18 protein-coding genes are annotated in these 25,611 nt (G+C 56.2%); 6 read left to right on the top strand and 12 right to left on the bottom strand.

The features are described from left to right. Positions 1 to 9: 9 nt before the first annotated feature. Complete coding sequence (locus ACR2TX_RS01665; protein ID WP_434114073.1) at positions 10 to 321, bottom strand: pyrimidine/purine nucleoside phosphorylase; 312 nt, start codon at positions 319 to 321, stop codon at positions 10 to 12. A gap of 178 nt (positions 322 to 499) precedes the next feature. Here ACR2TX_RS01665 and ACR2TX_RS01660 point away from each other — a divergent pair, with 178 nt between their 5' ends. Then, positions 500 to 1,462: a carotenoid biosynthesis protein gene (locus ACR2TX_RS01660; RefSeq protein ID WP_077731234.1), complete on the top strand. Its 963-nt coding sequence runs from the start codon at positions 500 to 502 to the stop codon at positions 1,460 to 1,462. A 75-nt stretch (positions 1,463 to 1,537) separates the two neighbouring features. On the opposite strand, the gene ACR2TX_RS01655 is transcribed toward ACR2TX_RS01660, so the two are convergent. From ACR2TX_RS01655 to ACR2TX_RS01630, 6 genes are all read right to left on the bottom strand, one after another. Next, positions 1,538 to 4,081: an ATP-binding protein gene (locus ACR2TX_RS01655; protein ID WP_077731233.1), complete on the bottom strand. Its 2,544-nt coding sequence runs from the start codon at positions 4,079 to 4,081 to the stop codon at positions 1,538 to 1,540. 51 nt (positions 4,082 to 4,132) lie between these two features. Next, positions 4,133 to 4,600, bottom strand: coding sequence for an FKBP-type peptidyl-prolyl cis-trans isomerase (locus tag ACR2TX_RS01650; RefSeq protein WP_077731232.1), 468 nt, complete (start codon positions 4,598 to 4,600; stop codon positions 4,133 to 4,135). Between the two features lie 518 nt (positions 4,601 to 5,118). Continuing rightward, complete coding sequence (locus ACR2TX_RS01645; RefSeq protein ID WP_077731231.1) at positions 5,119 to 6,957, bottom strand: ABC transporter ATP-binding protein; 1,839 nt, start codon at positions 6,955 to 6,957, stop codon at positions 5,119 to 5,121. A gap of 313 nt (positions 6,958 to 7,270) precedes the next feature. Next, positions 7,271 to 7,456 (bottom strand): hypothetical protein, encoded by a 186-nt coding sequence (locus tag ACR2TX_RS01640; RefSeq protein ID WP_434130998.1) that lies wholly within the window; start codon positions 7,454 to 7,456, stop codon positions 7,271 to 7,273. 173 nt (positions 7,457 to 7,629) lie between these two features. Next, on the bottom strand, positions 7,630 to 8,334 hold the full coding sequence (locus tag ACR2TX_RS01635; RefSeq protein ID WP_077731229.1) for an endonuclease/exonuclease/phosphatase family protein: 705 nt from the start codon (positions 8,332 to 8,334) through the stop codon (positions 7,630 to 7,632). A 10-nt stretch (positions 8,335 to 8,344) separates the two neighbouring features. Further along, the gene (locus tag ACR2TX_RS01630; protein WP_434130996.1) at positions 8,345 to 10,417 is read right to left on the bottom strand and encodes a VTT domain-containing protein; all 2,073 of its coding nucleotides are present in this window, start codon (positions 10,415 to 10,417) and stop codon (positions 8,345 to 8,347) included. 840 nt (positions 10,418 to 11,257) lie between these two features. On the opposite strand from ACR2TX_RS01630, the gene ACR2TX_RS01625 reads away from it, so the two are divergent. Both ACR2TX_RS01625 and ACR2TX_RS01620 read left to right on the top strand, forming a co-directional pair. Then, complete coding sequence (locus ACR2TX_RS01625; protein WP_166642602.1) at positions 11,258 to 11,872, top strand: response regulator transcription factor; 615 nt, start codon at positions 11,258 to 11,260, stop codon at positions 11,870 to 11,872. Between the two features lie 799 nt (positions 11,873 to 12,671). Then, the gene (locus ACR2TX_RS01620; protein WP_434114062.1) at positions 12,672 to 15,089 is read left to right on the top strand and encodes a PAS domain S-box protein; all 2,418 of its coding nucleotides are present in this window, start codon (positions 12,672 to 12,674) and stop codon (positions 15,087 to 15,089) included. On the opposite strand, the gene odhB is transcribed toward ACR2TX_RS01620, so the two are convergent. Together odhB and ACR2TX_RS01610 are read right to left on the bottom strand one after the other, a co-directional pair. Beyond that, the gene (gene odhB / locus ACR2TX_RS01615) at positions 15,075 to 16,325 is read right to left on the bottom strand and encodes a 2-oxoglutarate dehydrogenase complex dihydrolipoyllysine-residue succinyltransferase (protein WP_077731224.1); all 1,251 of its coding nucleotides are present in this window, start codon (positions 16,323 to 16,325) and stop codon (positions 15,075 to 15,077) included. The genes ACR2TX_RS01620 and odhB overlap by 15 nt on opposite strands. Then, a complete protein-coding gene (locus ACR2TX_RS01610; RefSeq protein ID WP_434130993.1) occupies positions 16,300 to 19,152 on the bottom strand; it encodes a 2-oxoglutarate dehydrogenase E1 component in 2,853 nt (950 codons plus the stop codon). The genes odhB and ACR2TX_RS01610 overlap by 26 nt, the downstream gene beginning before the upstream one ends. Before the next feature lie 555 nt (positions 19,153 to 19,707). On the opposite strand from ACR2TX_RS01610, the gene ACR2TX_RS01605 reads away from it, so the two are divergent. Next, on the top strand, positions 19,708 to 20,913 hold the full coding sequence (locus tag ACR2TX_RS01605) for an EAL and HDOD domain-containing protein (RefSeq protein WP_077731222.1): 1,206 nt from the start codon (positions 19,708 to 19,710) through the stop codon (positions 20,911 to 20,913). A 125-nt stretch (positions 20,914 to 21,038) separates the two neighbouring features. Further along, positions 21,039 to 22,040 (top strand): GTP 3',8-cyclase MoaA, encoded by a 1,002-nt coding sequence (moaA, locus tag ACR2TX_RS01600; RefSeq protein ID WP_077731221.1) that lies wholly within the window; start codon positions 21,039 to 21,041, stop codon positions 22,038 to 22,040. 123 nt (positions 22,041 to 22,163) lie between these two features. Here moaA and ACR2TX_RS01595 read toward each other — a convergent pair whose 3' ends face one another. From ACR2TX_RS01595 to moaB, 3 genes are all read right to left on the bottom strand, one after another. Further along, positions 22,164 to 22,370, bottom strand: coding sequence for a DUF6494 family protein (locus ACR2TX_RS01595; protein WP_077731220.1), 207 nt, complete (start codon positions 22,368 to 22,370; stop codon positions 22,164 to 22,166). 225 nt (positions 22,371 to 22,595) lie between these two features. Continuing rightward, positions 22,596 to 23,276 (bottom strand): NnrU family protein, encoded by a 681-nt coding sequence (locus ACR2TX_RS01590; RefSeq protein WP_434130992.1) that lies wholly within the window; start codon positions 23,274 to 23,276, stop codon positions 22,596 to 22,598. A gap of 82 nt (positions 23,277 to 23,358) precedes the next feature. Continuing rightward, positions 23,359 to 23,880, bottom strand: coding sequence for a molybdenum cofactor biosynthesis protein B (gene moaB, locus ACR2TX_RS01585; RefSeq protein ID WP_434130990.1), 522 nt, complete (start codon positions 23,878 to 23,880; stop codon positions 23,359 to 23,361). A 317-nt stretch (positions 23,881 to 24,197) separates the two neighbouring features. On the opposite strand from moaB, the gene ACR2TX_RS01580 reads away from it, so the two are divergent. Continuing rightward, positions 24,198 to 25,565, top strand: coding sequence for a TolC family protein (locus ACR2TX_RS01580; protein WP_434130988.1), 1,368 nt, complete (start codon positions 24,198 to 24,200; stop codon positions 25,563 to 25,565). Positions 25,566 to 25,611: the final 46 nt, after the last annotated feature.

Raw genomic sequence — 25,611 nt, 5'->3', positions numbered from 1 at the left:
TTGTTTGTCTCAGGCGAAGTGGCAAACATAATCCAGCATGTCAATCACTTCGATATCGAATCGGCTGTTGCCAGGAATTTCAAATGAATCGCCGGCCCCGTAAGTTTTCCATTCTGTCTCGCCCGCTAAGCGCACTCGGCAAGCGCCGGCATTAATTTCCATGATTTCCGGCGCGGCGGTGCTGAAAGTCAGGGCCGACGGGAAGATCACGCCGACGGTCTTGCGGCTGCCGTCCGGAAAAAGGACGGTATGGCTGACGCATTTGCCGTCGAAATAGACATTGGCTTTCTTGACGACGCTGACGTTGTCGAATTGCGACATGGTGGCTCCTTAAAAACAAAGGCCGCCATTATACGTGACGGTTCGGCGTCTTGAAGAATCTCGCGGTTTCACGGAGAGCGTAATCGATATCGAGTTGGTGAATGAGCATTCAGGCCACCTGGCCGTCAAAGTCCTTGCCGGTTAATATGAAAGGTTTCGTAAACCTCGCACCTGTCGAATGTTCGAGCAACTCCTCTGGTCCTTGATCCATCGTCCGTACATCACGGTTTTTCTGATCGCATTCCTGCTGCTTTCCTGGCTGGAGCAAGGCGCTCGGCGAACGGTGATCTGGGTGATCAGCAGCTATTTGGTGGCTCTGCTGGCCGAATGGGGGAGCATCAACCATGGAATTCCGTTCGGGAAGTATGTCTACCATTACGAGGCGCTGAGCAACGATTTGGTCGTTTTTGGCGTTCCGTTCTTCGACAGCCTGTCGTTTTCATTTCTCAGCTATGTCAGTTTCTCGCTGGCGCAGTTCTTTATGTCTCCCCTATGGATCAAGGCGTACGACGTGCAGCGCGTAACCTCGGTAGAGGTCCGAAATTCGGTGTCGGTGTTGCTGCTCGGTGCATTTCTTATGCTGGTCGTCGACCTTATCGTCGACCCGATCGCCAACCTCGGCAAATATTGGTTCTTGGGGGACATTTATCATTATCCTGACCCTGGCGTTCATTTCGGCGTGACCCTCGAAAATTACGCCGGCTGGTATATCGTCGCGACGGTGACGATTTTGCTGAATCAGCGCATCGATCGGCTGTTGCTGGACCGGGAGCAAAGGCGCGGAGAGCCGGTTAGACTGGTCTATGTGCCGTTGAAGGGATTGTTCGCTCCGTGTTTCTGGAGCGGCATCGTGATTTTTCAACTGGGAGTGACTTACTGGCTCGCCTATGGGGTAGAGGCGGTTCCCGATCAAGAACAATTGAAGTTACAGGCGCTGACCGGCAGCTTCATCATCGCGCCGATCCTGGTACTCGCCGCGGCGCAGCTGACCAAGCCTTCCAACCGTGTAAAGGGCGACGATATACGGGAACGAATCGGTACCTATCCGTTGGGTTCTGCTGTCCGCAGCGACGACGAACCACGCGGGGCGTCGCCGCCGGCAACGCTCGTTGCGGCGTCGCAAGACCATGAAGGTTTTTGACAGCTCCGGCGTCGCACAAACCGGCGCGGCCCACATCCGACCGGAGATAATTCTTGACATAAGATCCGGGCAGGGTTACGAGGCCTTGGCGCGTGCCGGCTTTGCATGTGAACCGGTGTCGGCGTAGCGCCAGGTCAGGCCCAAGGATTTTTGCAGGCTGTTCAGCAAATCCCCGAGATCTACCGGCTTGGTGATGAAGTCATCGAAGCCCGATGCCAGGCACATGTCTCTGATGTCATCGAACGCATGCGCGGTGACTGCGATGACTTTGACGTTTTGCCCGGATTCCGTCTGCCGTAAATGTTTGACCGTTTCTGCCCCATCCATATCGGGCATCAAGAGATCGATCATGATCAGGTCAGGTTCGAAAAGCGCGAACTTGTCCAAGCATTCTCTGCCGTTCGAGGCCGTTTCTATGACAAAATCCAGTGATTCCAGAAGCGCCGACAGCATCGTCAGATTATCCGGATTATCGTCGACGATCATGATCCGTCGCGCTTTTCCGGTGTAACCAATGACCTGATTCTCATCGGCTTTCGGTTTCGACGGATTCGATGCTGCCGGCAACGCCAGCGAAACCGTAAAAACACTGCCTTGGCCGCGAGTGCTTTGCACGTCGATTTGTCCGCCCATGGCATCCACCAACCGCTTGCTGATAGCTAGCCCTAAGCCTGTTCCTTCCGTAGAGTCGTGATCGGCCACTTGCTCGAAGGCCAGGAAAATTCGTCCCATATCCTCTTCGGCGATACCCTGGCCGGTATCTTCAATCCGGAAATAGACGGTTTCTCCATGACTGAAGACTTTCAGAGCGGCATACCCCTGATGGGTGAACTTTATGGCGTTGCCGAGGAGATTGATGAGTATCTGCCGTAAGCGCTTTTCATCACCGATAACGTATTCGGGTAGAGTCGCGGCCTTTTCATAGATAAAACCAACGCCCTTATTTATTGCTCGGAATTCGAACATCTCGGCAATGCCGTCGAGAAACTCTACGAAATGGAAAATGGAATTTTCCACCTCCAGTCGCCCCGCCTCGATTTTGGATAAATCGAGCAGATCGTTGATCAATGTCAGCAAATGATGTCCGGAGCGGCCGATATAACCCAGATATTCCTTGTGTTTTGAGGTGAGATCGGTCTGTTTTTGAAGCACCTGGGTAAACCCGAGTATTCCGTTCAAAGGAGTTCTCAACTCGTGGCTGATGTTGGCGAGAAACTCGGTTTTGGCGCGATTCGCGGCTTCGGCGGCCTCTTTTGCTTCCTTTAGGGCCAGTTCGCCTTGCTTGCGTTCCGTAATATCGACCCAGGCGCCGATCGCTTCGATCATGTTTCCCTCGGAATCTCGAAGCGATCTAAGCTTGTCGTGAATCCACCGGTACGAGCCGTCCTTGTGTCGAAACCGGTATTGATGCGTGAGTTCGCCTTGACTAATCAGGAGGCTTTGATTTTCCAGAGCGGCAGCACGGTCGTCCGGATGAACATGATCGATCCAGAAGGTCTCGTCGCAATACCATTGGTGCGGTTCATAGCCGGTCACCAGGGTTATGGTTTCGCCCATGAAATCGACCTTGAAGGGGCATTCCGGATTGCCCGTTCGGGAGAGTATGTAAATTACGGATGGGCTGGTATTGACGATATATTCGAGCCGATTCTGGGATTGCTCCAATTTCTGCTGTTGGGTGCGCAGAGCAAGCTCAAGCTGTTTGTAGTCGGTGATATCTGTGAATACCGCTTGGATCAATTTTTTTTGATTGAGCTGAATGACCTTGGTGGTGACGCGGATATTCCGTACGATGCCGCTTTTTGTAATATGCTCGGTTTCGAATACATCTTCCCCGGTATCACGAGTTTTCTCGATATGTCGTCTGATGTCCTCTTCCGATTGCTGCCGATCGATATCGCTTATTCGCAGTTTCCGGAATTCGTCACGCCTATATTCGAGATTTTGGTGAGCCTTCGGATTGAAGTCGATCAATTTGCCGCTTTCGATATCCATCAGCACCAGCGCATCGGGCATTTGCTCGAATAACGTGCGATAGCGGCTTTCCGATTCGCGTAACGATTCCTCGATGCGGAGGCGCTCCAAGATTTCGTCCTCGAGTTGGGCGTTTGCTTCGACCAGTTGCGCGGTGCGTTGCTCCACCATTTTTTCGAGATTGGCGTTTAGTTGTCTGATTTCCTGCTCCTTCCCTTTGCGCTCTTCGATCTCATGCTGCAACTGGCGGTTTGTCTCTTCGAGCTTGGCAGGACTCGGGAGTTTGAGGGCGTGGGGAATCAGCGGCCAAAGCAGGACCGAGGTCGCGATCGAGACTAGGCCGGTAAACAGTTTGACGAATCCTTCCAGCACGTAATTGGGATGCCAAATCGTCCAGATTTCCATTAGATGCGTTGTCCCGCACGCCATGATGAAGATGCCGAACAGGACAAAGATCGAGCGGAACTCAAGGTCCCGCCGCTTGAGGACGAAGAAAATCAGTGCCGCGGGGATGGAATAATAAGCCGCCGTAATCAGCGAATCCGATAGGACATGAAGAAGCAGCAAATCGGAGCGCCAAAGAAGGCACGTCCCGTGAGGTATGAAATCTTTGATCGTCTGAGAATCGAAGAGATTTTCGAACATGGTAGGCTCACTTGAAGTGAAAACCGCATCCGGTTGCGCAGTCAGATCCGATTAAGGATTAACCTTTACCAGTTCCACATCGAAGATCAGAGCCGCGTTTGGCGGAATCACGCGGCCTGCGCCACGTTCGCCGTAGGCCAGTTCAGGGGGGATGAAAAAGCGGTATTTGGCGCCTTCCTTCATGAGTTGCAAACCTTCGGTCCAGCCGCGAATAACCCCGTTCAAAGGAAAACTCACGTTTTCGCCGCTGTCGAATTCCTGGCCCGAGATCAGGCTGCCGCGATAGTTAACGGTTACGGTGTCGGTGGCCTTCGGTGAAAGGCCGTTGCCCTCGCTAAGGATCTGGTACTGCAACCCGCTCGCGGTACTCAAGATGCCGGGCTTTTTCTCGTTGTCGACCAAAAATTTCAAGCTTTCCCGCTTGTGTTTTTCTGCATCGGCAGACGGCGAAGGGGTGCAGCCGGACAGCCCGAATATGACAAGAGCAACTGCTCGGGCAAAAGATCCGAGTTTCTTCATAGTGTTTACACTCCATTTTAGGTTTGATGTGCGAACCGGATGCCGTGTTGGGCGCCTCGAAAAAACTACTTGCGGCCCGAGTCCAAGACGTCCGGACAAATCCGCCGAAAGCGACCATTCCGCAGGGAGCGGAATGAGACGAACCGCGTTCGTCCGAAGGGCAAAGTCCACGGAAGGACATTGCCAATTTGGACTGCCAATGGCAGGCCCCGTTAAGGGCGGCTCCCACGGATGGGAGCCGCGACACAGGAACCGGAGTGTACATGGAGTACATGAGGATTCCGCAGTCCTGTGCGGCGTACGTCCCTGTGCCGCAGGACTGTCCGAGCACGCGCAACACAGCAATCGGGCCGCAAGTAGGTTCTTCGAGGCGCACTGTCGCACGGGCTCCAATGCGCGGCATATTGTCGGACAAGAAAAAAAGCCGAGTCCGAATAGCAGCTCGAATCATCGAGCGAACCACGTTTTTACTCGGCTGGGCCTGCTTCTGCAAGAGTGGCGTCAAGTAAACAGTCTCGCTACTGCGCTGCATAACGCGAGAGATCTGTGCTCGTATCGGGAAGAAAACCCCCTGCCTGCATGGTCCACAATTTGTGGTAAAAGCCTTTTGCTGCAAGCAATTCCCGGTGATTCCCGTCCTCGACGATGCGGCCTCGGTCGAAGACCAGGATACGGTCGAGATGCGCGATCGTGGATAAGCGGTGGGCGACGACGATGACCGTTTTTTGGCCCATTAGCCGATCGAGATTGTCCTGAATCGCCTTTTCCGTTATCGAATCGAGACTGGACGTAGCCTCGTCGAGTATCAAAATCGGCGCGTCTTTGACCATGACCCGGGCAATTGCGATACGTTGCCGCTGGCCGCCGGACAACTTGACGCCGCGTTCGCCCACCAGGGAGTCGTAGCCGTCTTTCATGCCGTCGATGAACTCGTCGGCGCGCGCCATTCGCGCTGCGGCGGCGATTTCGGCATCTTCGGCGTCCGGCCGTCCGTAACGTATATTTTCCCGCAGCGAACGATGGAATAGGCTGGGATCTTGGGGAATCAGACTGACTTGCTCGTGAAGCGAGTCCTGGGTTACGTGAGCGATGTCGGTGCCGTCGATCAGGATCTGACCGCCTTGAGGTTCGTAGTAGCGGAGGATCAGCCCGACGAAGCTGGATTTTCCGGAGCCCGAGAATCCGACCAGGCCGACCCGCTGACCGGGCTCGATGACGACGCTCAACCCGTCGAATACCCACTGTCCCGGCACATAGCCGAACCGGACATCGCGGAATTCGATCCGTCCGCGCGTTATTCGCAATGGTTGTGCCTTTGGCGTATCGACGATGTCATGGGGTCTGACGATGGTGGTGACGCCGTTGCCGACATTGCCCACATATTCGAAGAACTCCAGAAAGCGGCGGCTGAGATTGCGGGCATCACCGATGATCAGAAGCGCCAGTCCGGCGCTCATCGCGAAGTCGCCGACCCCGATCAGACCTTGGTCCCAGAGCCTCAAGGCGAAGTATATCGTGCCTACCTTCAAGGCAGCCGCGGATATGAACTGAAACCAGCGCACCCGCTCCATGTACCAGAAAGTCCGGCGCCCGGCTTTGACCTCCGTTTCGAGATAACGGTCGAGATAATCCCGCTCGTGACGCAGTCGGGCGAACAATTTGACATTCAGGATATTAGTCACGGAGTCGACGATTTTGCCGTTCACTTGGCTGCGGGTTTCGGCATAAGCCTGAGCGTAAGGACGGCAGCGTTTGGCCAGCCAGAACGATACGCCTACGTAGACCAGCACCCAGGCCGCTACGAACCATCCGAGATTATCGTGAGTTCTCAGCAGCAACGCGACGGACACGGCGAATACGACTCCGACCGGCCAGAAATCGAAGAGAATCGCCCAAGCGGTATGATTGACGCTCATGGCGGTTTCGGTGATCCGGTGCGCGAGTGCGCCGGCAAAATGCCCGCTGAAATACCGGACGGAATGGTGCTGCAGGTAGGCGTACAGTATTTGCGTTGTCCTTTTGCGCAAGCGCGGTCCCACCATGATCAGACAGGCGCCGCTGGCCCGGCTGAACAGGATTTCGGCGATATTCAATGCGGCGAAAAGCATCAAGGGCGTTTTCAAGCGCTCCGTCAAGGGAATCGAATCACCGCTTGCCTCGGTCACGCCATCGATGATTTGCCCGATGGCGTAGGGTACGAGGATGTTGCTCATGGCCTGTCCCGTTTCCAGAATCAGCATCAGCAGAAACCATCCACGAAACCCTGCCATACAGTGAATAATGAAGCGAACGCTGGTATTCGGCAGAGCGGGGGCGTCAGTTGCGCGTTTAAAAGCGAACCTTGTCGAATCGTTCATGATGAAGGCAGTGTGTTTGGGGAAACGGTGGCGGCGGTCAGTTTCAGGGCGACTCAGGCGCTATCTATCCGCACGAGCCCGGAAAATCTCGTCGATTACTGCTTTTGGGGCAAGAGGACAACTCTGTCGCGAAAGTCGCAAGACAGGCGTTGTTGACGACATGAGCGGCGGGCGGACTACGCCCGCGTCTGTGGTTAGCTTCGTTGCCCGAACGGATCGGGCAACGAAGCGAGGCGGAGCCTCGGGTCCTCGGGATTATAGGGATAGCCGAAATGCTCGGACGAGTGGGGTCGCGTCAATCCGTAAGCATTCGCTAACGGGCTTGCGCGTGGAAGCCAGACTCGAAGCCGATCGAATGGGGGCGTTCATAGCGGTCTTCGTTGTCTGCATCCATTTCGTTATCGGGTTGAATCCGGATATCCAGCCTATCAACATCGTCTGCCCATTTGTCTAAAAGCGCTGGCAGACTCTTCCTCAAATAGTCTCCTTTGATTCTCATGGTACTTTCCTTATTTTGAGTGAGTTTGCGAATTAAGTCCTGCACCTCGGCAAAGCCTCGGTAGTCAATTTATAAAAAAATTCAAGTCGCAGGTAAATCAGAATTCCTTATGAATATCGAGTTATAGATAAGTAACTGTGAGTCATTCCTGAGACAGTGAACGTAAAAAAACCTTACGGATTCGAGCTCGAATCCGCCGGTTTCAGTACTGCCCGCAAGGGCAGATGATCGGAGGTTTCGCGCGCCAGAGGCGTTGAGTATGCCGCAATGTCCGCAAGAAGCTCGCGGGGTTTGACCCAAATTCGGTCGAGAGGGAACAGAGGAAATATGGACGGGTAAGTGGCGATATCGGGTATGTGTCCGAAATGGTTGCGCAGCCAGCGAAAAGGCCTTCCCCATAGAAACCACTCGTTCAGATCGCCGAAGAGAAGCGCGGGCGGCGGGGCATCGGCCAGTATGCTCAGAAGCCGGGTCATTTGTTTCCGCCGTTCGCCGGGAAACAATCCCAAATGAGTCCCGATCGCGCGAAGAGGCCCGCAAGGACTGTCGACCGACAAATCGATCGCTGCACGGGGTTCCCGGTGCGGTATGCTGAGATCGACACGCCTAATGTTACGAACCGGCAGCCGGGTAAGGATGGCGTTGCCGTAGTGCCCGTTGCGGCGGAGCAGCGTCGGGCCCGGAACGGCCCGGTAGTGCAGACGGGAGGCGAAATGCTGAAGCAGGTCGAGAGCGACTTCAGGCTCCCATTGCAGTTCCTGGAGCGCGATGAGGTCGGCATCGAGTTCCCGAATGATGGTCAGGACTCTCTCCGGATCGTAACGTCCGTCTCGTCCGATGCAGTCGTGAACATTGTAAGTTGCAACGACTAACGACATGCCGGACCCGTTACCCGATCGAGCCGCCGGCGCATGCCGTGTTTTCCGCTTCGCGCCGACGCAGCCATCGGTGCGTAGCGAATGCGGCAGCCCCGATAATGGCGGCGGCGGCGACGAGCAAGGCGATATTGATCGGACTCGGGTGATGGACCGCAGCAGCCAAGCGATCCGAAAAAACCGTGATGGCCATGGCGCCGGGGACCATCCCAAAGATCGTTCCCAATAGAAAGTCGCGGAAACGGATATGGGAGGCTCCCGCAACTAAATTGACCACGGTGAACGGCGCGACGGGTATCAACCGGACCGTAAGCATGGCCAGCAAGCCACGATGACGCAGCCAGCGGCTGAGCGTATTGAGTCGGGCGCCGCCCAGGCGCCGCACGATATCTCGACCGAAAACGTGGCCGAGCGCAAAGGTGAGAGAGGCACCTACCAGTGACCCGAGAATCGCATAAACAAAACCCGTGATAGGACCGAACACAACTGCCGTCGTGAAGATCACCAATGTGATCGGTATCGCTGTTATAGCGGCAAGTATATAGGCGCCGATGACCCATACCGGCGTTGCCGGAGTCCGTTGCAGTGTGCGTCCGACATTGATCAGCGTCTCCTTGTCGAGCCATTCGTGCAGTGGCCCCCAGCGCCACGCGGCCGCAAGCGCCCCGATAGCTGCGAGCAGGCTGAGGGTGGCGGTAATCCGTTTGCGGGCGGAAGGCCGGTGTTCCACGGGGATGAGTTCGTCGATCAATCGATCGGGATCGATGGGCGCTTCCGGATCGACTACGCTGGCCTGGGGTAGAAGGGCATCGGCCTCGGGCGATACTTCGCCTTCAAGGTGCCGAAGCGTGTGCGGGTTTCCCCGTAAGCTTTCTATGGCGACAATCAGCGAGCCCGCCTGTCTGATAGCCAGTTCCATTCGATCCGTTCCGACGCCCAAATGCTCGGCCAGCAAGCGATTTCTTAAACCTGTAATCGCTTTTGCCGTATTTGGCTCGGTCGCTTCGATGGCAAGATTGCATTCCGTGTCCAGCCCCATCGAGCGATTGTTAAGATTCGCCGAGCCGACGAGCGCAAGGCGGTCGTCCACCACCATCAGTTTGGAATGTACGTTGATGCACTGATCGTTCAGCCCATCGCAGTCGGGATAATAGATCCGGAACTTGCCATGTCGGTCGGCTGCGCGAAGGCGGCGAAGCAATCGAGCCCGCAAGACTTCCATTGTGGTTTGCTCGAGCCAACCGCCGCCGGTCAGTCGCGATACGACGACGATCTCCGGCGGATTCGGCTCACGAAGTCTCAATTCGAGTAGAGCGCCGACCGAAGAAGCCGTCAGATACTGGTTCTCGATATAAATCGTGTTCTTCGCTGACCGGATTGCATCGACGTACAGCTCCCGGAGTTCGAGAATTTCGACACCGCCGTTGAACCGTGGGATCGTTCGGACGATTGCGACATCGACATCGCTGATGTCCGGGACGATCGACGGGGGCCAGGGATCGGTTCCGGCATCGCTGTCGGCGCGGAGTTGGTTGCCTGTCGCATTGCGCCAGCGCTCACGGGCTAACATGCCGAGCGCCGCAGCTGCTTCTCCGTCCACCATCATCTGCACATCGTGGACCGGGGCGTAGGCTTGGCCGTTGGATCTTCGACGGTAGGGGGCGTTGGGTTCATGGTCCGGCGTATCCCAACGTTCCTGGGCGAGATCCATGCCACCGACAAAGGCCACGGCGTCATCGATCACGACGATTTTCTGGTGGTGCGAGGCACCGACCGGATGCCGGCCATCCAGATAAAAGTGAAGGTGCCGATGTCTTTGCCAGCCAAGCGTGTAAATCGGCAGGACTTCGCGGCCGGGTGCATAAAGCATTGCGAAGTCCCAATTCAAAATATAGACATCCAATCCGCGGCGGTCTTCGATAAGCGCTTTCAGAAAGTCGCCGAGCTGGATCGGAAATGCATCGCTGACGCCATCTTGGGCTAACTTGGTTCGGCTGTCGATATCCCAGCCGATGATGAAAATAGATCGCTCAGCACGAGTCGCTGCCGCTCGCAAGGCCGGAAAATACGCCGAGCTGTCGATCAAAAATGAAGCTCGACGGGCGCGGGCAATTCGCCAACAGTTGCGTCCAGGTTGCAGTATGCGGTTCTCGCCTTCTCGTTGGGCATCGAAATTCCTCATTCTTGTCCCTTGGTGGTGATCTAAAGGCATTGAAAATTGCCGGAGCAAGTCTGACGGCTTGTATGATCGAGATCGCGGAAACAACGGTCGAATCTCTTTTTAGAGTGTTTGACAAGCTCTAGCCCGCATTTCTCACACCCTTTCGTTGCGAGGGCGTCGAGACGATGCTGTGGGCGCAGCATGGACCGAGCGACGGCGAAGGCGTAGCCGGCACATCAGGCTGTAGGATGTGCCGACGAAGGAAGGGTCGCGACTAAAGCGACCGTTTGCGATTGGAAGGGGTGCGACTAAAGCAACCGTTTGCGATTGGAAGGGTCGCTTCGGCGCTCCCGAAGCGACCGTTTGCGATTGGAGGAGTGTGAGAAATGCGGGTTAGCGGCTAGCTCTCCAAACAATGCGGATTCGCTTGTCTAAACGAGAGGGGGCGGGTTCAATTCGGCGTTGCTGTAGCCGTTTGCGAGGTGCGGGATGGGTTGATCGCTAAGATGAATGTCCTTCGCTTCGGAAAAACGATCCGCTGTCTCATCGTGATGCAGCTTGTCATTCTTACGAATATGGTCTCTCGAAACCGATATAGACGTAAGCCTAGGTTTACAAAGCTGTATTTGGGGAGATAGGATAACGTATTCATCGATCATATTTCGGGCCGGTTTGGCTGCATATTCGTATATACAAATGCATGACCTTCATGGAAAATACCGACCGCATACCCTCGAAACCATACTAATTGGAAAGGCGTTAGATATGGCTGTTAATGGACTAACAGTTTTCATCGTCGACGATGACCCCGACGTGTGCGATGCCTTGGCAGCGCTACTGAGGGCTGAGGGATTTGTTGTTGAAACCTACCTGTCCGGGCCTGATTTCCTGGCTTCGGTGAAGCCCGAGCAACAAGGATGCCTCATTCTGGATATCAATCTCCCGCAAATTTCCGGGTTGGATTTGCAACAGATCCTTACTGAGAGGGGATTTAACCTTCCTATCATTTTTCTGACGGGATTTGGCGACGTGCCCAAATCGACAGCAGCCTTCAAGGGTGGAGCCGTAGATTTTCTTGAAAAGCCCGTCGATGCCGACGTCCTGATACCGGCGATAAGAAACGCACTCGCTCTCAGTTATCAGCGTTACGAAGAAAAGTCGCGTCAGCACGAGCTTGATGCTCTATACGCTAATCTGACACCGCGTGAAAAGGAAATTTTGGTGTACCTAGCACGTGGCTATTCGGCCAAACAGGTCGGCAAGGCATTGGGCATCAGTCATCGTACCGCTGAAATCCACCGTGCCCGCATTATGGAGAAGCTGGGCGTTCAGTCACTCGCCGATCTCGTGGCACTCGCGATTCAGATGGGAATCCGTTAATCGTCACGACGAGATTTGACCGGGCGAGCCATACTTGGGCTGAGTTGGTACGGTTTGTAGCGGGTTGATGACTGTCGTTTGGCACGACAGCGTTGGCTTGTGTCGCCGCTTGGGAACCAAAGCTTGTCGCCTATTTGCGAAACCTAGAAGCGTTGCGCTCCAGAATCAGTTCCGGCGTCGGTTAACCGAACGTCACCATCAGGAGCCTATTCCAGTAGGCCATAGAAACCCTTTGACAAGCTTCGAGCGAACGGCTTATTCCATTCGGCATTCGAGTGAACATTACGTAGGGTGGGTTAGCGGAGCGTAACCCACCGATTCGAGGTCGCTCGGTGGGTTACGGCCTCGCGGCCTAACCCACCCTACAAAAATTAATGCCTTATTGAAAGCGATTTGGAATTACTGGCATAGGCCGTAAATTCCTCTTGGTTCTGCGTCACGGGTCCTTTTGGTAGCAGATAAGGCAGAGAGCGTAATCCAGACATACGTAAGAGTACGTACATTCGAATCGGCGTTAGACATCGTACTCTACGGCCACAGAGCGTTCAGGTCTTTCATATGAGCCGAAATGTTCCAATAAACTCGGCGTGACTGAACGAATCGTTCTTATCTTCGAAATATAAGCTACCGATCGTCGCAGCCTGACCGCAGTGCCGCGATGGCCGTTATTCAATCTGTAGCTGATACAAATACGTAGGAGCTTTTATCGTCCATTCCGTCATCGTATTCGGGTTGGGATGGATAAATGTGCTTAGGACTTGGCAAGTGTTGCCCGGGGTTATCGGAATGGAGGTCAGGCGTGTCCAGCTTCAATAAATCCAGCGAGACGTTGAAGCCCAGCAATCCATTCGCCGTTCTTAAGCCCTATATTGCCGTGCTCGCCTCTCTGATGGTTATCCTAGGGTTGATCGCCGCGACCCATGCGATGAACCGACCGGCTCCGATCAGCCTATTGCTGCTAATTCCGGTTGCCGTGGGTGCCTTCCTAGGCGGATTCGGCGCCGGGATATTGGCGCTGATTCTCGGGCTGGCAGCGGATCATTTTCTTTTCGGAGAATCCGCTTTCGGCATCCAGCGACTTTTTCCCTATATGGATGAACAGGTTCGGCTCGTATTTTTCGTAGCCGAGGGGCTGTTGCTGAGCGGGATCGGTCACTGGCACCGGCTTTCCAGATTCCAAGCCCACGAGTCTGCGCGCCGCCAACAAATGCTGGAGCAAGAAATCGTGCGTCGCCGGAAATTGGAGGAGTCGGTGGTGCGCAGCCAGCGTGCCGTCAAATCGCAACTTGCAGAAATCGAGGGTATTTATGCCACGGCGCCGGTAGGTCTCTGCTTTCTCGACCGGGATCTGCGCTTTGTCCGAATTAATCGTCGGCTTGCCGAAATTCATGGAGTTCCCGTGGAAGCACATATCGGGCGGGACATACAGGAGGTGGTACCGGAGGTCGGTCGAGCAATCATTCCCTTACTGCGGCGGGTGATCGTATCGGGCGAGCCGATTCTGGAAAAAGAGATTTCAGGGACAACGCCGAACAGTTCTCAAACACAGCGGGTTCTGCTGGCGAGTTTTTTTCCGATAAAAGAAAACGATGGCTTTGTGTCCGGCGTAAATGTTGCCGTTAAAGATATCACCGGGCAAAAGCGCTTCGAGGACACGCTAAGGGAAAGCGAAGAAAGATACCGGCTTCTCGCGGAGGTGTCTCCTCTCGTGATCTGGACGGCTGCGCCGGATGGCACTTTGGTCTACGCAAGTCATCATTGGCTCGAGTACAGTGGTTTGACCTTGGAACAGAGTCGTGGGCAGGGATGGACGTCGGTATTGCACCCCGAAGATCGCGAGCGAGTATTCACCGAGCAGCCGGAGGCGCTAAGAAAAAAGCGCCCTTACGAGACAGAACTCAGATTCCGCTGTCATCGGATCGGAGAGTATCGCTGGCATCTCATCCGCGCTTTGCCGCTTTGCGACGAACGCGGCGAGGTCCGCCAGTGGGTGGGTATCGCTATGGATATCCATCAAATGAAATGCGGTGAGAAAGCATGGAGGGACGGTCAAGCACGCCTGCTGCTGGCCCTCGAAGCCGGCCGCATGGCGGTGTGGGAGCGTGATTCGTCGAGCGGCGGAATAACGTGGCTGGACCCGACGGATATGCATTCAGCTATCGGTTTCGAGAACCAATTTCTGGCCTGGGTACGGGATATCGCGGAACGGAACTTGCCCTCGGTTCCCGAGAGCGGCGATCAGCCCGCCGAGAGCTATAGCCAGGAATTCCACATTGTCTCGCCGGATGGACAATTGAACTGGGTCGAAGCGCGGGGACAGCATGTTTTGGGCAACCGGGAGAGCGGCCGGAGACTGGTTGGCGTTCTTTCCAATGTTACCGACCGGAAACGCGCGGAAGAGAGCTTGCGTCACGTCAAGGAGGTTGAAGAAGCACTGCGCGAGGCCGATCGAAGAAAGGACGAGTTCATTGCCCTCTTGGCTCACGAACTCCGGAATCCGCTCGCGCCGATTTTGACTTCGGCGCAATTATTGAAACGGCGTGGCTCGGAACGGCCGGAATTGCTCGAATCGGCTACCGATAGCATCGAGCGCCAGGTTAAATATTTGACTCGGCTGATCAACGATCTTTTGGATATATCGCGGGTCGCGAGGGGCAAGTTACAGCTGAGTTTTGAAGTCACCGATATGGCTTCGGTGATCGCCCATGCTATCGAAGTCTGTCGGCCGGTGATCGAAAAGAACCAGCAGGAGTTGGTGCATAGTGCAGCCGGCCAGCCGATTTATCTTTGGGGCGACCCGGCACGGCTCTCGCAGATCATCGCCAATCTATTGATGAACGCCGCAAAATTTACGCCTGTAAAAGGCCGGATAGAGTTGGCGATGAAGCAGACGGGACGGGAAATCTCGATTAAGGTGAGAGACAACGGCATCGGGATTGAGCCGGACGCGCTCGAACATATCTTCGAACCCTTCGTTCAGTTCGAACGGCCGCTGCATAGTGGCCATAGCGGACTCGGTGTCGGCTTGGCTCTCGTAAAAAGCCTGGTGGAGATGCATGGCGGTAAAATTTCGGTGGCTAGCGCCGGCAAAGATCAGGGCGCCGAATTTTCGATTCGATTGCCTTTGTTCGACCAATCGTCCGGGCGAAAACCAGATCGGACCGAGGCCGAGGACGAGGCGCAGCCTATTAAAGCCTTAGCTTCAGATCTTCAGTAGCAATCTGACCGGATCTTCCAGCAGTTCCTTTAACGTGAACAGAAAAGTCACGGCTTCGCGGCCGTCGATGATGCGATGATCGTAGGAAAGGGCCAGGTAGATCATCGGTCGAATCACGATCTGTCCGTCCTCGACCACTGGCCGGTCCTTGATGACGTGCATGCCGAGAATGGCGCTCTGCGGCGGATTGAGGATCGGGGTCGAGAGCATCGATCCGAAAATGCCGCCGTTGGTGATGGTGAACGTGCCGCCGCTCAACTCTTCGAAGCTGAGTTTGCCGTCCCGCGCTTTTTGTGAAAAATCGATGATCGCCTTTTCGATTTCGGCGAAATTGAGACGGTCGGCGTCACGCAGGATCGGCACCACTAGCCCGCGATCGGTGGATACTGCGATGCCGATGTCGTAATAATCGTGGTAGACGATGTCGTTTCCGTCGATCGAAGCGTTGATGATCGGAAAGCGTCTGAGGCCTTCCACCGCCGCCTTGACGAAAAAGGACATGAAGCCCAGCTTGATCTTATATTCCTGCTCGAAACGTGCGCGGTGCTGATTCCGCAGGTCGAAGATCTTCTGCAGATTGACTTCGTTGAATGTGGTCAATGTTGCGGTCGTGTGTTGCGCCTCGATCATGCGCTCTGCGATGCGGGCTCGAAGCCGGGTCATCGGCACACGTCGTTCGCCCCGGCCTTCCGTCGCTCTGACCTCGGGTCTCTCCTTCGGTGCCGGCTCCGGCCTCCGAGCCGGCGCAACCGCTTCGACGGTCTTGCGTTTTTGCGATTCCAGATAATCCAGGACGTCCTGCTTGGTCAAACGGCCCTCGCGTCCCGTGCCTTTTATCTGCGCCGGATCGAGGTTATGCTCCATGATCAGCCTGCGTACCGAAGGTCCCATGGGTTGGGCGAACCTCACGGGTCTGGGTACCGCCTCGGGCACAGCCGCCGGTTCCGGCTTTGCCGGTATTTCCGGGGGCGCGGCAGTTTCGGCGACCGCGGGACGGGCCTCTGTTTCAATGACCGCCAGAAGCTCACCGCTCCCGACCACGTCACCCTTGGCGTGTCGGATTTCCTGCAGCACGCCGTTGTCCGGCACGGGAACTTCGAGGATCACCTTGTCGGTTTCCAGGTCGACGAGAGTCTCGCTTTTCTGCACCGTATCGCCCGGCTGTTTACGCCAGTCGAGCAAGGTCGCGTCGGTGATGGACTCGGGCAGATTAGGCACGGTGACTTCGATGCGCATGAACTATTCCTAAAGGCTCTTGACGGGGCACGGTTCCAAACAATGCGTCTTCGACAACTTTCTTCTGCTGCTCCAAATGCCGGTGGAATTGGCCTACGGCGGGCGCAGCAGACATCGGCCGTCCAGCATAGCTGAGGACGATGTCCTTTTCCAGCAGGCTCAGGAAGCGGTGCTTGATCTGGTGCCACGCGCCCTGATTTTCCGGTTCTTCCTGACACCAGATCAATTCTTTCATTTGGGGGTAAGCCGCCAGTTCCTGCATGAAGAGATCGTAAGGAAAGGGATAGAGCTGCTCTATGCGGATAATGGCGACGTGGTGAAGGTTTTCCTTGCGCCGAGTCTCCAGAAGATCGTAGAACACCTTGCCGGTGCAGAGGATGACGCGGGTGATCTTGGCCGGGTCATGGGCGTCGATTTCGCCGATGATGTTGCGGAAGCATCCGTCCGACAATTCTTCCAGCCGCGACGTGGCCAATTTGTGCCGCAGCAGGCTTTTGGGCGTCATGATGATCAGCGGCTTCCGGTAAGGTCGCAGCATCTGCCGGCGCAAAAGATGAAAGATCTGGGCCGGTGTCGTCGGCACGCACACCTGAATGTTCTGTTCGGCGCATAGTTGCAGATAGCGCTCGATCCGGGCCGATGAATGTTCGGGGCCCTGGCCTTCGTAGCCGTGCGGCAGAAGCATGGTCAGTCCGCTGAGCCGTCCCCATTTGGTCTCTCCCGAGGTGATGAATTGATCGATCACAACCTGGGCATTGTTGGCGAAGTCTCCGAATTGGGCTTCCCAAATGACCAGGGTGTCAGGCTCGGAGCTGCTGTAGCCGTATTCGAACCCGAGCACGCCTTCTTCGGACAGCAGCGAGTCGTAAATGTAAAAACGCGCCTGGTTGTCGCTGAGGTTCTGAAGCGGAATATAGGTATCGCCGGAATCTTGGTCATACAGAGTTGCGTGGCGATGAAAAAACGTTCCGCGTCCCACGTCTTGACCGGTCAAACGCACGGCGTAACCCGCGGTCAGCAGCGAGGCATAGGCCAGAGTTTCAGCATATCCCCAGTCGAGAGGTATTTCCCCGGCCGCCATTTTGCGCCGGCTTTCCATGATCGCCGCCGCACGCGGATGAAGGGCAAATCCCGGCGGAATGCCGATCAGTCGCTGCGACAGGTCTTGAATCGTTTTCTGTGGCAAACCTGTATCGCAGGGCAGCGTCCACTCGGTGCCGAGGTAGTGATCCCAGCGGGTTTTGTAGTAGCTCATGGCGTCGTGAACGATCGGCCGGAGGAATGTTTCGTCTTTCTTCAGACCATTTTGGTAATCCTCCTCCATGCGCTGGACGACGTCGGGGGTTACCACTCCTTCGGCGATCAATCGGTCGGCGTAAAGCTTCCGAACCGGCGGATGGTTGCGGACAAACCGGTACATCGAAGGTTGAGTCACGGCCGGTTCATCCGCCTCGTTATGCCCGTGGCGGCGATAGCAGATAAGATCGATCACCACGTCTCGCTTGAATTTCATCCGATAATCGAGAGCGAGCCGGGTGACATAGAGCACCGCTTCGGGATCGTCGCCGTTTACGTGAAAAACCGGCGCCTGAATCATGTTCGCAACATCGGTGCAATACAGCGTGGATCGGGCATCGAACGGGTTGCTGGTGGTGAAGCCGATCTGGTTATTAATGACGACATGTATGGTTCCACCCGTCGTATAAGCACGGGTTTCGGCCATGTTGAGCGTCTCCATGACGACGCCTTGCCCCGCAAAAGCGGCGTCGCCGTGAATCAGGACCGGGAGTACGGCGGTCTCGCCGTCTTCGTCCTCGCGCCGGTCCTGGCGTGCGCGCACGGAACCTTCCACGACCGGATCGATGATTTCGAGATGCGAAGGATTGAAGGCCAGGGCAAGATGCACCATGCCGCCGCCCGTTTCGATGTCCGATGAGAAGCCCATGTGATATTTCACGTCGCCTGCGCTGGCATATGGCGGTGCGTTCGGATATATGCCTTCGAACTCCTGAAATAGCGAGCTGGGCTTTTTCCCAAGGATGTTGATGAGCACATTCAGCCGCCCTCGGTGGGCCATGCCCATCACGATTTCCTTGGTTCCTTTTTCGCCTGCCCGCTGGATCAGATCGTCCAGCAGCGGAATCAGGCTTTCCGCCCCTTCGAGCGAGAACCGCTTTTGGCCCACGTACTTCCGATGCAGGTATTTTTCTATACCCTCGGCGGCGGTAAGGAGCTTCAGCATCCATTTCTTTTCCTCGGCACTGAAGTTTCCGCGGGCGCGCGTGCTTTCCAGCCGCTTTTGGATCCATCGCTTGATGTCGCTGTCGACGATATGCGTGTATTCCGCACCGACGTGTCCGCAATAGGTCTGCCGCAGCATCGAGAGAATCTCGCGCAATGGCAGCCGTTCCGGGCTTCGCAGGATGTCGATGTAAAACGGACGGTCCAGCTCATCTTCGCTCAGCTCGTAATGGGCAGGGTCCAAATCCTTCAGCGCTGCCGGGGGGGATAGCTTTAACGGGTTGTTGTCGGCGGACTGATGGCCGCGGGTTCGGTATTGATAAATCAGCCGGTCTACAGCGGATTGCTTGCGCAGCATTTCTTCCGCTTCGGATTCCCCGATTGCCGCTTTGATGACGCGGCGCTCTCTTTCGGCTGCGGGCTCCTCTCTTGTCAATTCGTGCTGGATCGACCGGAATTTCTCCCGCCAGCTTTCATCGACGGACTCGGGATCCCGCAAGAATCTCTCGTAGAGATCTTCGAGAAAACCGACGTTGTCTTCGCTGAAAGCCGATGCGTCTTTAAAGAGTTGTAAGAGCTTATTCATTAGGTTGTCTCGTGTGTCCGTCCCGTTCTTTGAGATTTTAAACGAAGGTCTTGCGCCTACCGTGTGGTGGTCAGTCCGTTTGGCCAGACTGTGGGACGCGTATACGTATGCGTATACTTAAAGACAATTTTGAGCCGAGTTTTATCTCCGATAAAGCCCGGAAAATTTCCTGCTACCAAGCTGCCGGAGGGACCGACACGGCACCGGTGCCGTCGTTTCTCGCCATTGCGGCAGTCCGTTGTTTCCGTCCACGTCCGTCACAGTCTAAGTCTACGTTATTAACCCGGCTTCTAAATTAGGCCGGGTTAATCCGGGGCGGCGATCAGCCGCGTGAGCTAGGCCTAAGCGTGTAACCGGCCTGGGCGGCGGCCCGAAAGACCAGGAGGGTATTTACGGGCCTGATTAATAAATTATTCCGGAGCAGGCTAAACGACCGGTAGTCGGCCGATTTTGGTCGTCATTCCACGCGGCGACAACACGTCGAGCGCATGAAAGTTTCTTGTGCTAGCCTCTTGCTTGGTTTCATTTTGGACGAAATACGGTGGGGGAGACAGTATGTTCGATGGGTTGATCGGTCGTGTGCCCATATACACGCACACTCTCGATGTATACGGCTACGAGCTTAGCTTTTGCAGCGGTGAAGCTCTGAGCGTAGGGACCAAAGACAGCGAAGATCGGTGGACCGAAGCGGTGCGGCAGGCCGGCCAGGCGCTGGATTTGAGAGATTTGGTCGGCGATAGCCGAGCGATGCTCCGGGTGCCGTCCACTTCTTTAACCGTATGCGAAGGATTGGCCTGGCCGAAGTCCCAGGTGGTTCTGGCGGTATCGGGAGACGTCTTGAATGATAGTGCGGCGGAGGAAACCGTATCCCGCCTGGCCGACGAGGGTTTTACCATCGCGCTTCATAATCCGTCCTGCGATTTGGTCGAACTTAGGCGCGAGGCCGACTTCGTATCGATCTGCTCCCTGGATGCCAGAAAGCTGAACGGTTTTAAGATCAGTTGGACGGCCCGCCACGACCAAAATCTGCATCTTCTGGTGAGAGACATAGAAACGCCGGACGAATACGATCGTTTCCGCAAGCTGGGTTTCGATTATTACGAAGGCATGTTTTTCGAGCGGCCCCGACATTTGCGCAGTTGCGATATACCGGGAAACCGCCTGGCCGTGCTCGAACTGCTTGCGCGGCTCCAAAGTCCAAAGGTCGACGTCGCCGAGGCCGAGGCGATCATCACGCGCGATATGACCCTGAGTTATAAGCTGCTCCGATTAGTCAATGCCGCATTTTTCGGTGTGACGAAGCGGATCGACTCGATCCGCCGGGCCGTGATTTTCTTCGGCGTACAGCGGATCAAAAACTGGGCGTCGGTCATTCTGGTCAATTCCGTCGATTACCGCCCGCGCGAGTTGCTGACCACGGCACTGGTACGGGCGCGAACCTGCGAGCTGCTGGCCGAACGAATGAAACGGCCAAATACCGAGCTTTATTACATAACCGGGTTATTTTCCCTGCTGGACGCCGTCATGGACGTTCCCAAGGAGGACATTCTGCGACACTTGAACCTCGATGACCGCATCGATGAGGCGCTGCTGCATGGTAGCGGCCCGATCGGCGATGTGCTCCGCGCCGCGATTGCATTCGAGCGCGCCGAGCCCGGTGAAATTCAGGGTTGCAAGTTTGAACAGGGCGTACCGGCGAGCGCTTACGTGGAATCGATCCGCTGGGCGACGGACGTTCGAAAGGCGCTGGAGGTTTCTTAACCGGGACTTTATGAACGGAAGAAGATGGAGATGAAATCCTGAGTGATTTGCTTGGCTATTGGGCCGCCTTCGTGGGAAAATCGTGATTTAAGCTTTCGAACCTACCCGATCGGAATGACTAGACTATGGCGGCTTTACCCGCGCAATTGATAGACCGCTTCGGGCGGCGTATCAGTTACGTTCGCATTTCCATCACCGACCGCTGCGACTTTCGCTGCATTTATTGCATGAGCGAGGACATGGCTTTTTTGCCCCGCGCTCAGATCTTGACGCTCGAGGAAATCCTGGCCGTCGCCACGGCGTTCGTGGAACTCGGCGTCGAAAAGATACGCATCACGGGCGGAGAGCCCCTGGTGCGCAAGGGCGCGGTCGATCTATTGCAAGAAATCGGCAAGCTGCGGGGCTTGAGAGAGCTGGTTTTGACGACCAACGGATCGCAGCTGGAAAAAACCGCATTGCTGCTGAAGTCCGCCGGAGTAAAGCGCATCAATGTCAGTCTCGATTCGCTGGATGGCGACCGGTTCCGGAAGATGACCCGGATAGGGGACTTGGATCAGGTGCTCCGCGGGATCGACGCCGCGCTGGATGCCGGTTTCGAACGACTCAAAATCAATGCCGTCGTGCTCAAGAATCGCAACCATGACGAGGTGAGCGATCTGGTCGACTATGCGATCGCCAAGAACATCGACATCAGCTTCATCGAAGAGATGCCGCTGGGCGCGGTCGATGGGCACGACCGTGCCGAGGAGTATTATTCCAGCGACGACATCAAGCGGGATCTCGACCGGCGTTTTGTCCTGCTGCCCACGCCGGAAACCACAGGCGGACCTTCCCGTTATTACCGCGTGTCCGGCACCCACACACGTGTGGGGTTCATATCCCCGCACAGCCACAATTTCTGCGGAACCTGCAACCGCGTGAGAGTGACGGCCGAAGGCCGGTTGCTGCTCTGTCTGGGCAACGAACACTCGATAGATCTGAAACGGGTCTTGCGAGCCAATCCCGGCGATATGCACAAGCTGAAACATGCGATCGTCGATTCGATGGCGATCAAGCCCGAACGGCATTATTTCGACATCAAGGCACAGCCCGTGATCTTCCGCCACATGAACGCTACCGGCGGCTGAGCCCGCCGTCGAGGGGCGGCGCGCTAGAGCGTTTTTCATCGCTTTATAGCGGCGTGGACGGGGACACCGCCCGTACCCATTCGTAGGTCGGCAATCCTTTGCCGACGAACGTGTTTGAAGGAACTACTCCAGAGCGATCTCGCCGTCTATGACGTGATGGATGTTCAGGGCCGGAACTTCCAAGGTCATCTTGACGGCGAATTTCTCGTTTCCGACGAGCTTGCCGGCTTGCAGCGCGTCGTGCACGGCCAGCTCGATCTCCCGCTGCGAAGTCACACCGACCTTTTTCAGGAACTTGCGGATGTCCATGTTGAAAGTATCGTCGTTCATTGCCGTGACTCCTTAATTTCAAGAATCTCAAGTTTCGATGCAAAATTTCGGGACTTGATCCCGGTGCTGTTATTAACCCGGCCTATCAATATAGACCGGGTTAATCCGGGGCAGGGATGCGCCCCGGCGCGGCGACCAGCCGCGTGAGCCAAAGCCCAAGCGTTTACCGGGCCTTGGCGGCGGCCCAAAATACCAGGAGGGTATTTACGGGCCTGATTAATAAAGTCAGAAGAGCGGCGAAACTCCGAATAGTTTGCTGTGAAAATGCAGTATTGCGAGATAAAGCGCTACGGCCAGCGTGATGCGCCACCAACCGATCTCGCCCAATTTGAGCTGATTGCGCCCTTCTCGGATGGCGTTGAAAGGTATATTGGATGTAACGGCCGTGAATTTCGCCCATTGCTCTCCGAAGTGCCTTTGACGCTTGGCGTCTATCGAGCGGGTTCCACCTATCGTTAGGATCAGCAAGGACCCGAACAGTACGAGTGCTGCGGCATCGCCGTTGGCGATCAGGTGCACGATGGCCCACAGGCCGATTCCCCAAAGAAAGGGATGACGGGTGATCCGCAGAATGCCTCGTGCCGGCTCTGCTTCAGAGAGTAGAGACTCACCGTTTACCGCAGTCGGATTGGGTGTCGTTAAGCCGACGACAGCCAGGAAAAAAGCGACCAGCATCAAAAGCGCCGCGACGGGTTTGAACCACGCGAGCTGTCCCCAGGTTTCGATGTAAGGCGCACGGCGGTAGGCGTAAATCAGCCAGACTAGGCCGAGCAGCGAAAGGCTGGAAAAACCGATGCGGTAGATCCGCTCGCCGTATTTCTCGATCAGCCGATCCCGCCATCGGGTGCCGGCGATCAAGAAATGAATGCCGACGAAAAACAAGGCGGCAAGCGTAAGCTGGGTCATGAGGATGCTCCGGATTCGAGTTGGCTGCGGTTCATGGGTGTTTACTTAAGTTGTCAGCGTCGTCGCGCACTCCCTGTTCGGCTCATTTCTCCAGCAAGCGGGGCATCAATTCCACCAGATTGCACGGACGGGTACGGTAATCGAGCTGATCTCGAATGATCTGGTCCCAAGCGGTTCGACATGCGCCCGAAGAGCCTGGCAGACAGAAGATATAGGTCCCGTTGGCTACCCCGGCAACGGCGCGGGACTGAATCGTGGACGTCTTGATATCTTGATACGAGACGGCGCGAAAAACCTCGCCGAATCCGTCCAGAGTCTTGTCGAACAGGACTGAAACCGCTTCCGGTGTGCCGTCCCGTCCGGTCACGCCGGTGCCGCCGGTGGTGATGACGACCTGTATCGTCTCGGAGGCGATCCATTCCGATACCACGGCGCGGATTCGGTAGATGTCGTCGGCTACGATGCGTTTATCCGCCAGGTGATGTCCGGCGGCGCTTAGCCGGTCGATCAAGCTTTTCCCGGAAACATCGGTGTCTTCCGTGCGCGTGTCGGATACCGTCAATATGGCGATGTTGAGGGGAACGAAATCTCTTTCCTGGGACATTGAGATGCTTTCCTGTGGTACGTGTTGTAAATTCCGTTCGTGAAACGGTCGGCGGCCTCTTCATTCGCCCGCGCGAGACTGCGGGCTGAGGGGCGAACATTAAAAAGCTATCGAACATCCCGAGGGGGTGCAATCCTTTCGAGCAGGATGCGGACTTGATTAAATATTAGCAAATGCTTATATTTTAGCTTGTCCATGATCGAGCGGTATTCGCATTACGGAGTGCGCTGACAGATCCGGGGTAGGCATTCGAGTTTCGAAGCACTTGGCGGTTTTCAAGCATCAAGGCGCAAGACGATGAGGAGCAAAGGCAGGATATGAGTTTGAAGCTTTTCCAGTCGAGACTTTTGGCCGCGGGTTCGACGCTCTGTCTGATACTGATCGGAGCCGGGTCTGCCGCAGACGCGCTGGCGGAAACAAGCGCTCGCCATCCGCTCAAGCTGGAGGAAGCCATCGATTTGGCCTTCGAGCAAAATCCCGATCTTCTCGCGGCCGCCGCCCGGATCGGCGAGGCCGAGGCCAAGGTTGCCGAAGCCGCCGCGAACTTCTATCCCAAGCTTATGGCGCGGGTCGGTTACGCCTATTCCGACGATCCTTCCCAAGCCTTTTCCTATATCGTGGCACAGCGTCGTTTCAACTTCGGCGTGGATATCAATCATCCGGGCTGGGTGGAAAACTTTCGCCCCGAGATCGTCGGCACCTGGTCGTTGTATCGAGGCGGGCAGGATAGTTATCGGAAGAAAGCCGCCGAATTGGGCGTCGAAGCGGCCGAACTGGAGCGCTCGGCGATTCGCAACCGTCTGGCTGCGGCAGTGACGGCGGCGTATTACGCGCTGCTGTCCGCGCCGCAGCAAGTGGATGTGGCGCGCCATTCGATCGAGGCCGTCGAGCGCGAACTGGAGCATACCAAACATCGGGTGGCGGAAGGCATGGCGCTCAAGGCGGACGTTTTATCCTTGGAAGTCCGCGCGGCGGAGGCCCGCGAGTCCGAGTTGAAGGCCCAAAACGCCATCGAATTGTCCCGTTCGGCGCTTAAGACGCTCCTCGGCATCACGACGGGCGAAATCCTGGAGCTGCGCGAACCCGCGGACAGACTTGCCGACCATCCAGCTCAAGATTATGCGCGACTGCTGGATCAAGCCTTGGCCCAGCGTCCCGAGATGCAGGCCGCGATACATCAGTCGCAGATCCGGCACGAGGAACTTCAGGCCGAACGGGGAGCGCGCTGGCCGCGGGTGAATGCCTACGCTGCTTACGGTCAGAACAGCCGCTCGCCGGATTTCGCGTTCAGCCGCGACAACGTCACCCTGGGCGTCAACGCCGAGGTGGATCTATTTTCGGGCGGCGCGGTCAGCGCCCGTATCGCCCAAGCGGAACGCCGGCTGACCGAAGCTCAAGCCCTGGAGCAGCGCACCCGGCTGGAGATCGAGGATGAAGTCCGGCGCGCCTATACGACCCTGGAAGAAGCGCTGCAACGCCTTAAAGTGGCGGAAGCCGGCGCTGCCGCCGCCGACGAGGCTCTGCGACTGGTTAATGAGCAGTATCGGGGCGGCGCTGCTAGCGTGACGCGGTATCTGGAAGCGGAAACAGATCGTGCCGATGCCGCCCTGCGCGCCATCGTCGCCCGTTACGAGGCGGAGGTGGCGCAAGCGCAGCTGAAGAAGGCGGTGGGACACTGGCGGTAAGGTCTCCGGACAACCTGTGCTTCAACCCCCGCTCTGGCCGGCTTTC

The organism is Methylocaldum sp. GT1BB (genome assembly GCF_051027545.1).
Classification (GTDB): Bacteria; Pseudomonadota; Gammaproteobacteria; order Methylococcales; family Methylococcaceae; genus Methylocaldum.
Note: the sequence above shows the minus strand (reverse complement) of the source record. Positions and strands in the feature narration are given on the sequence as shown.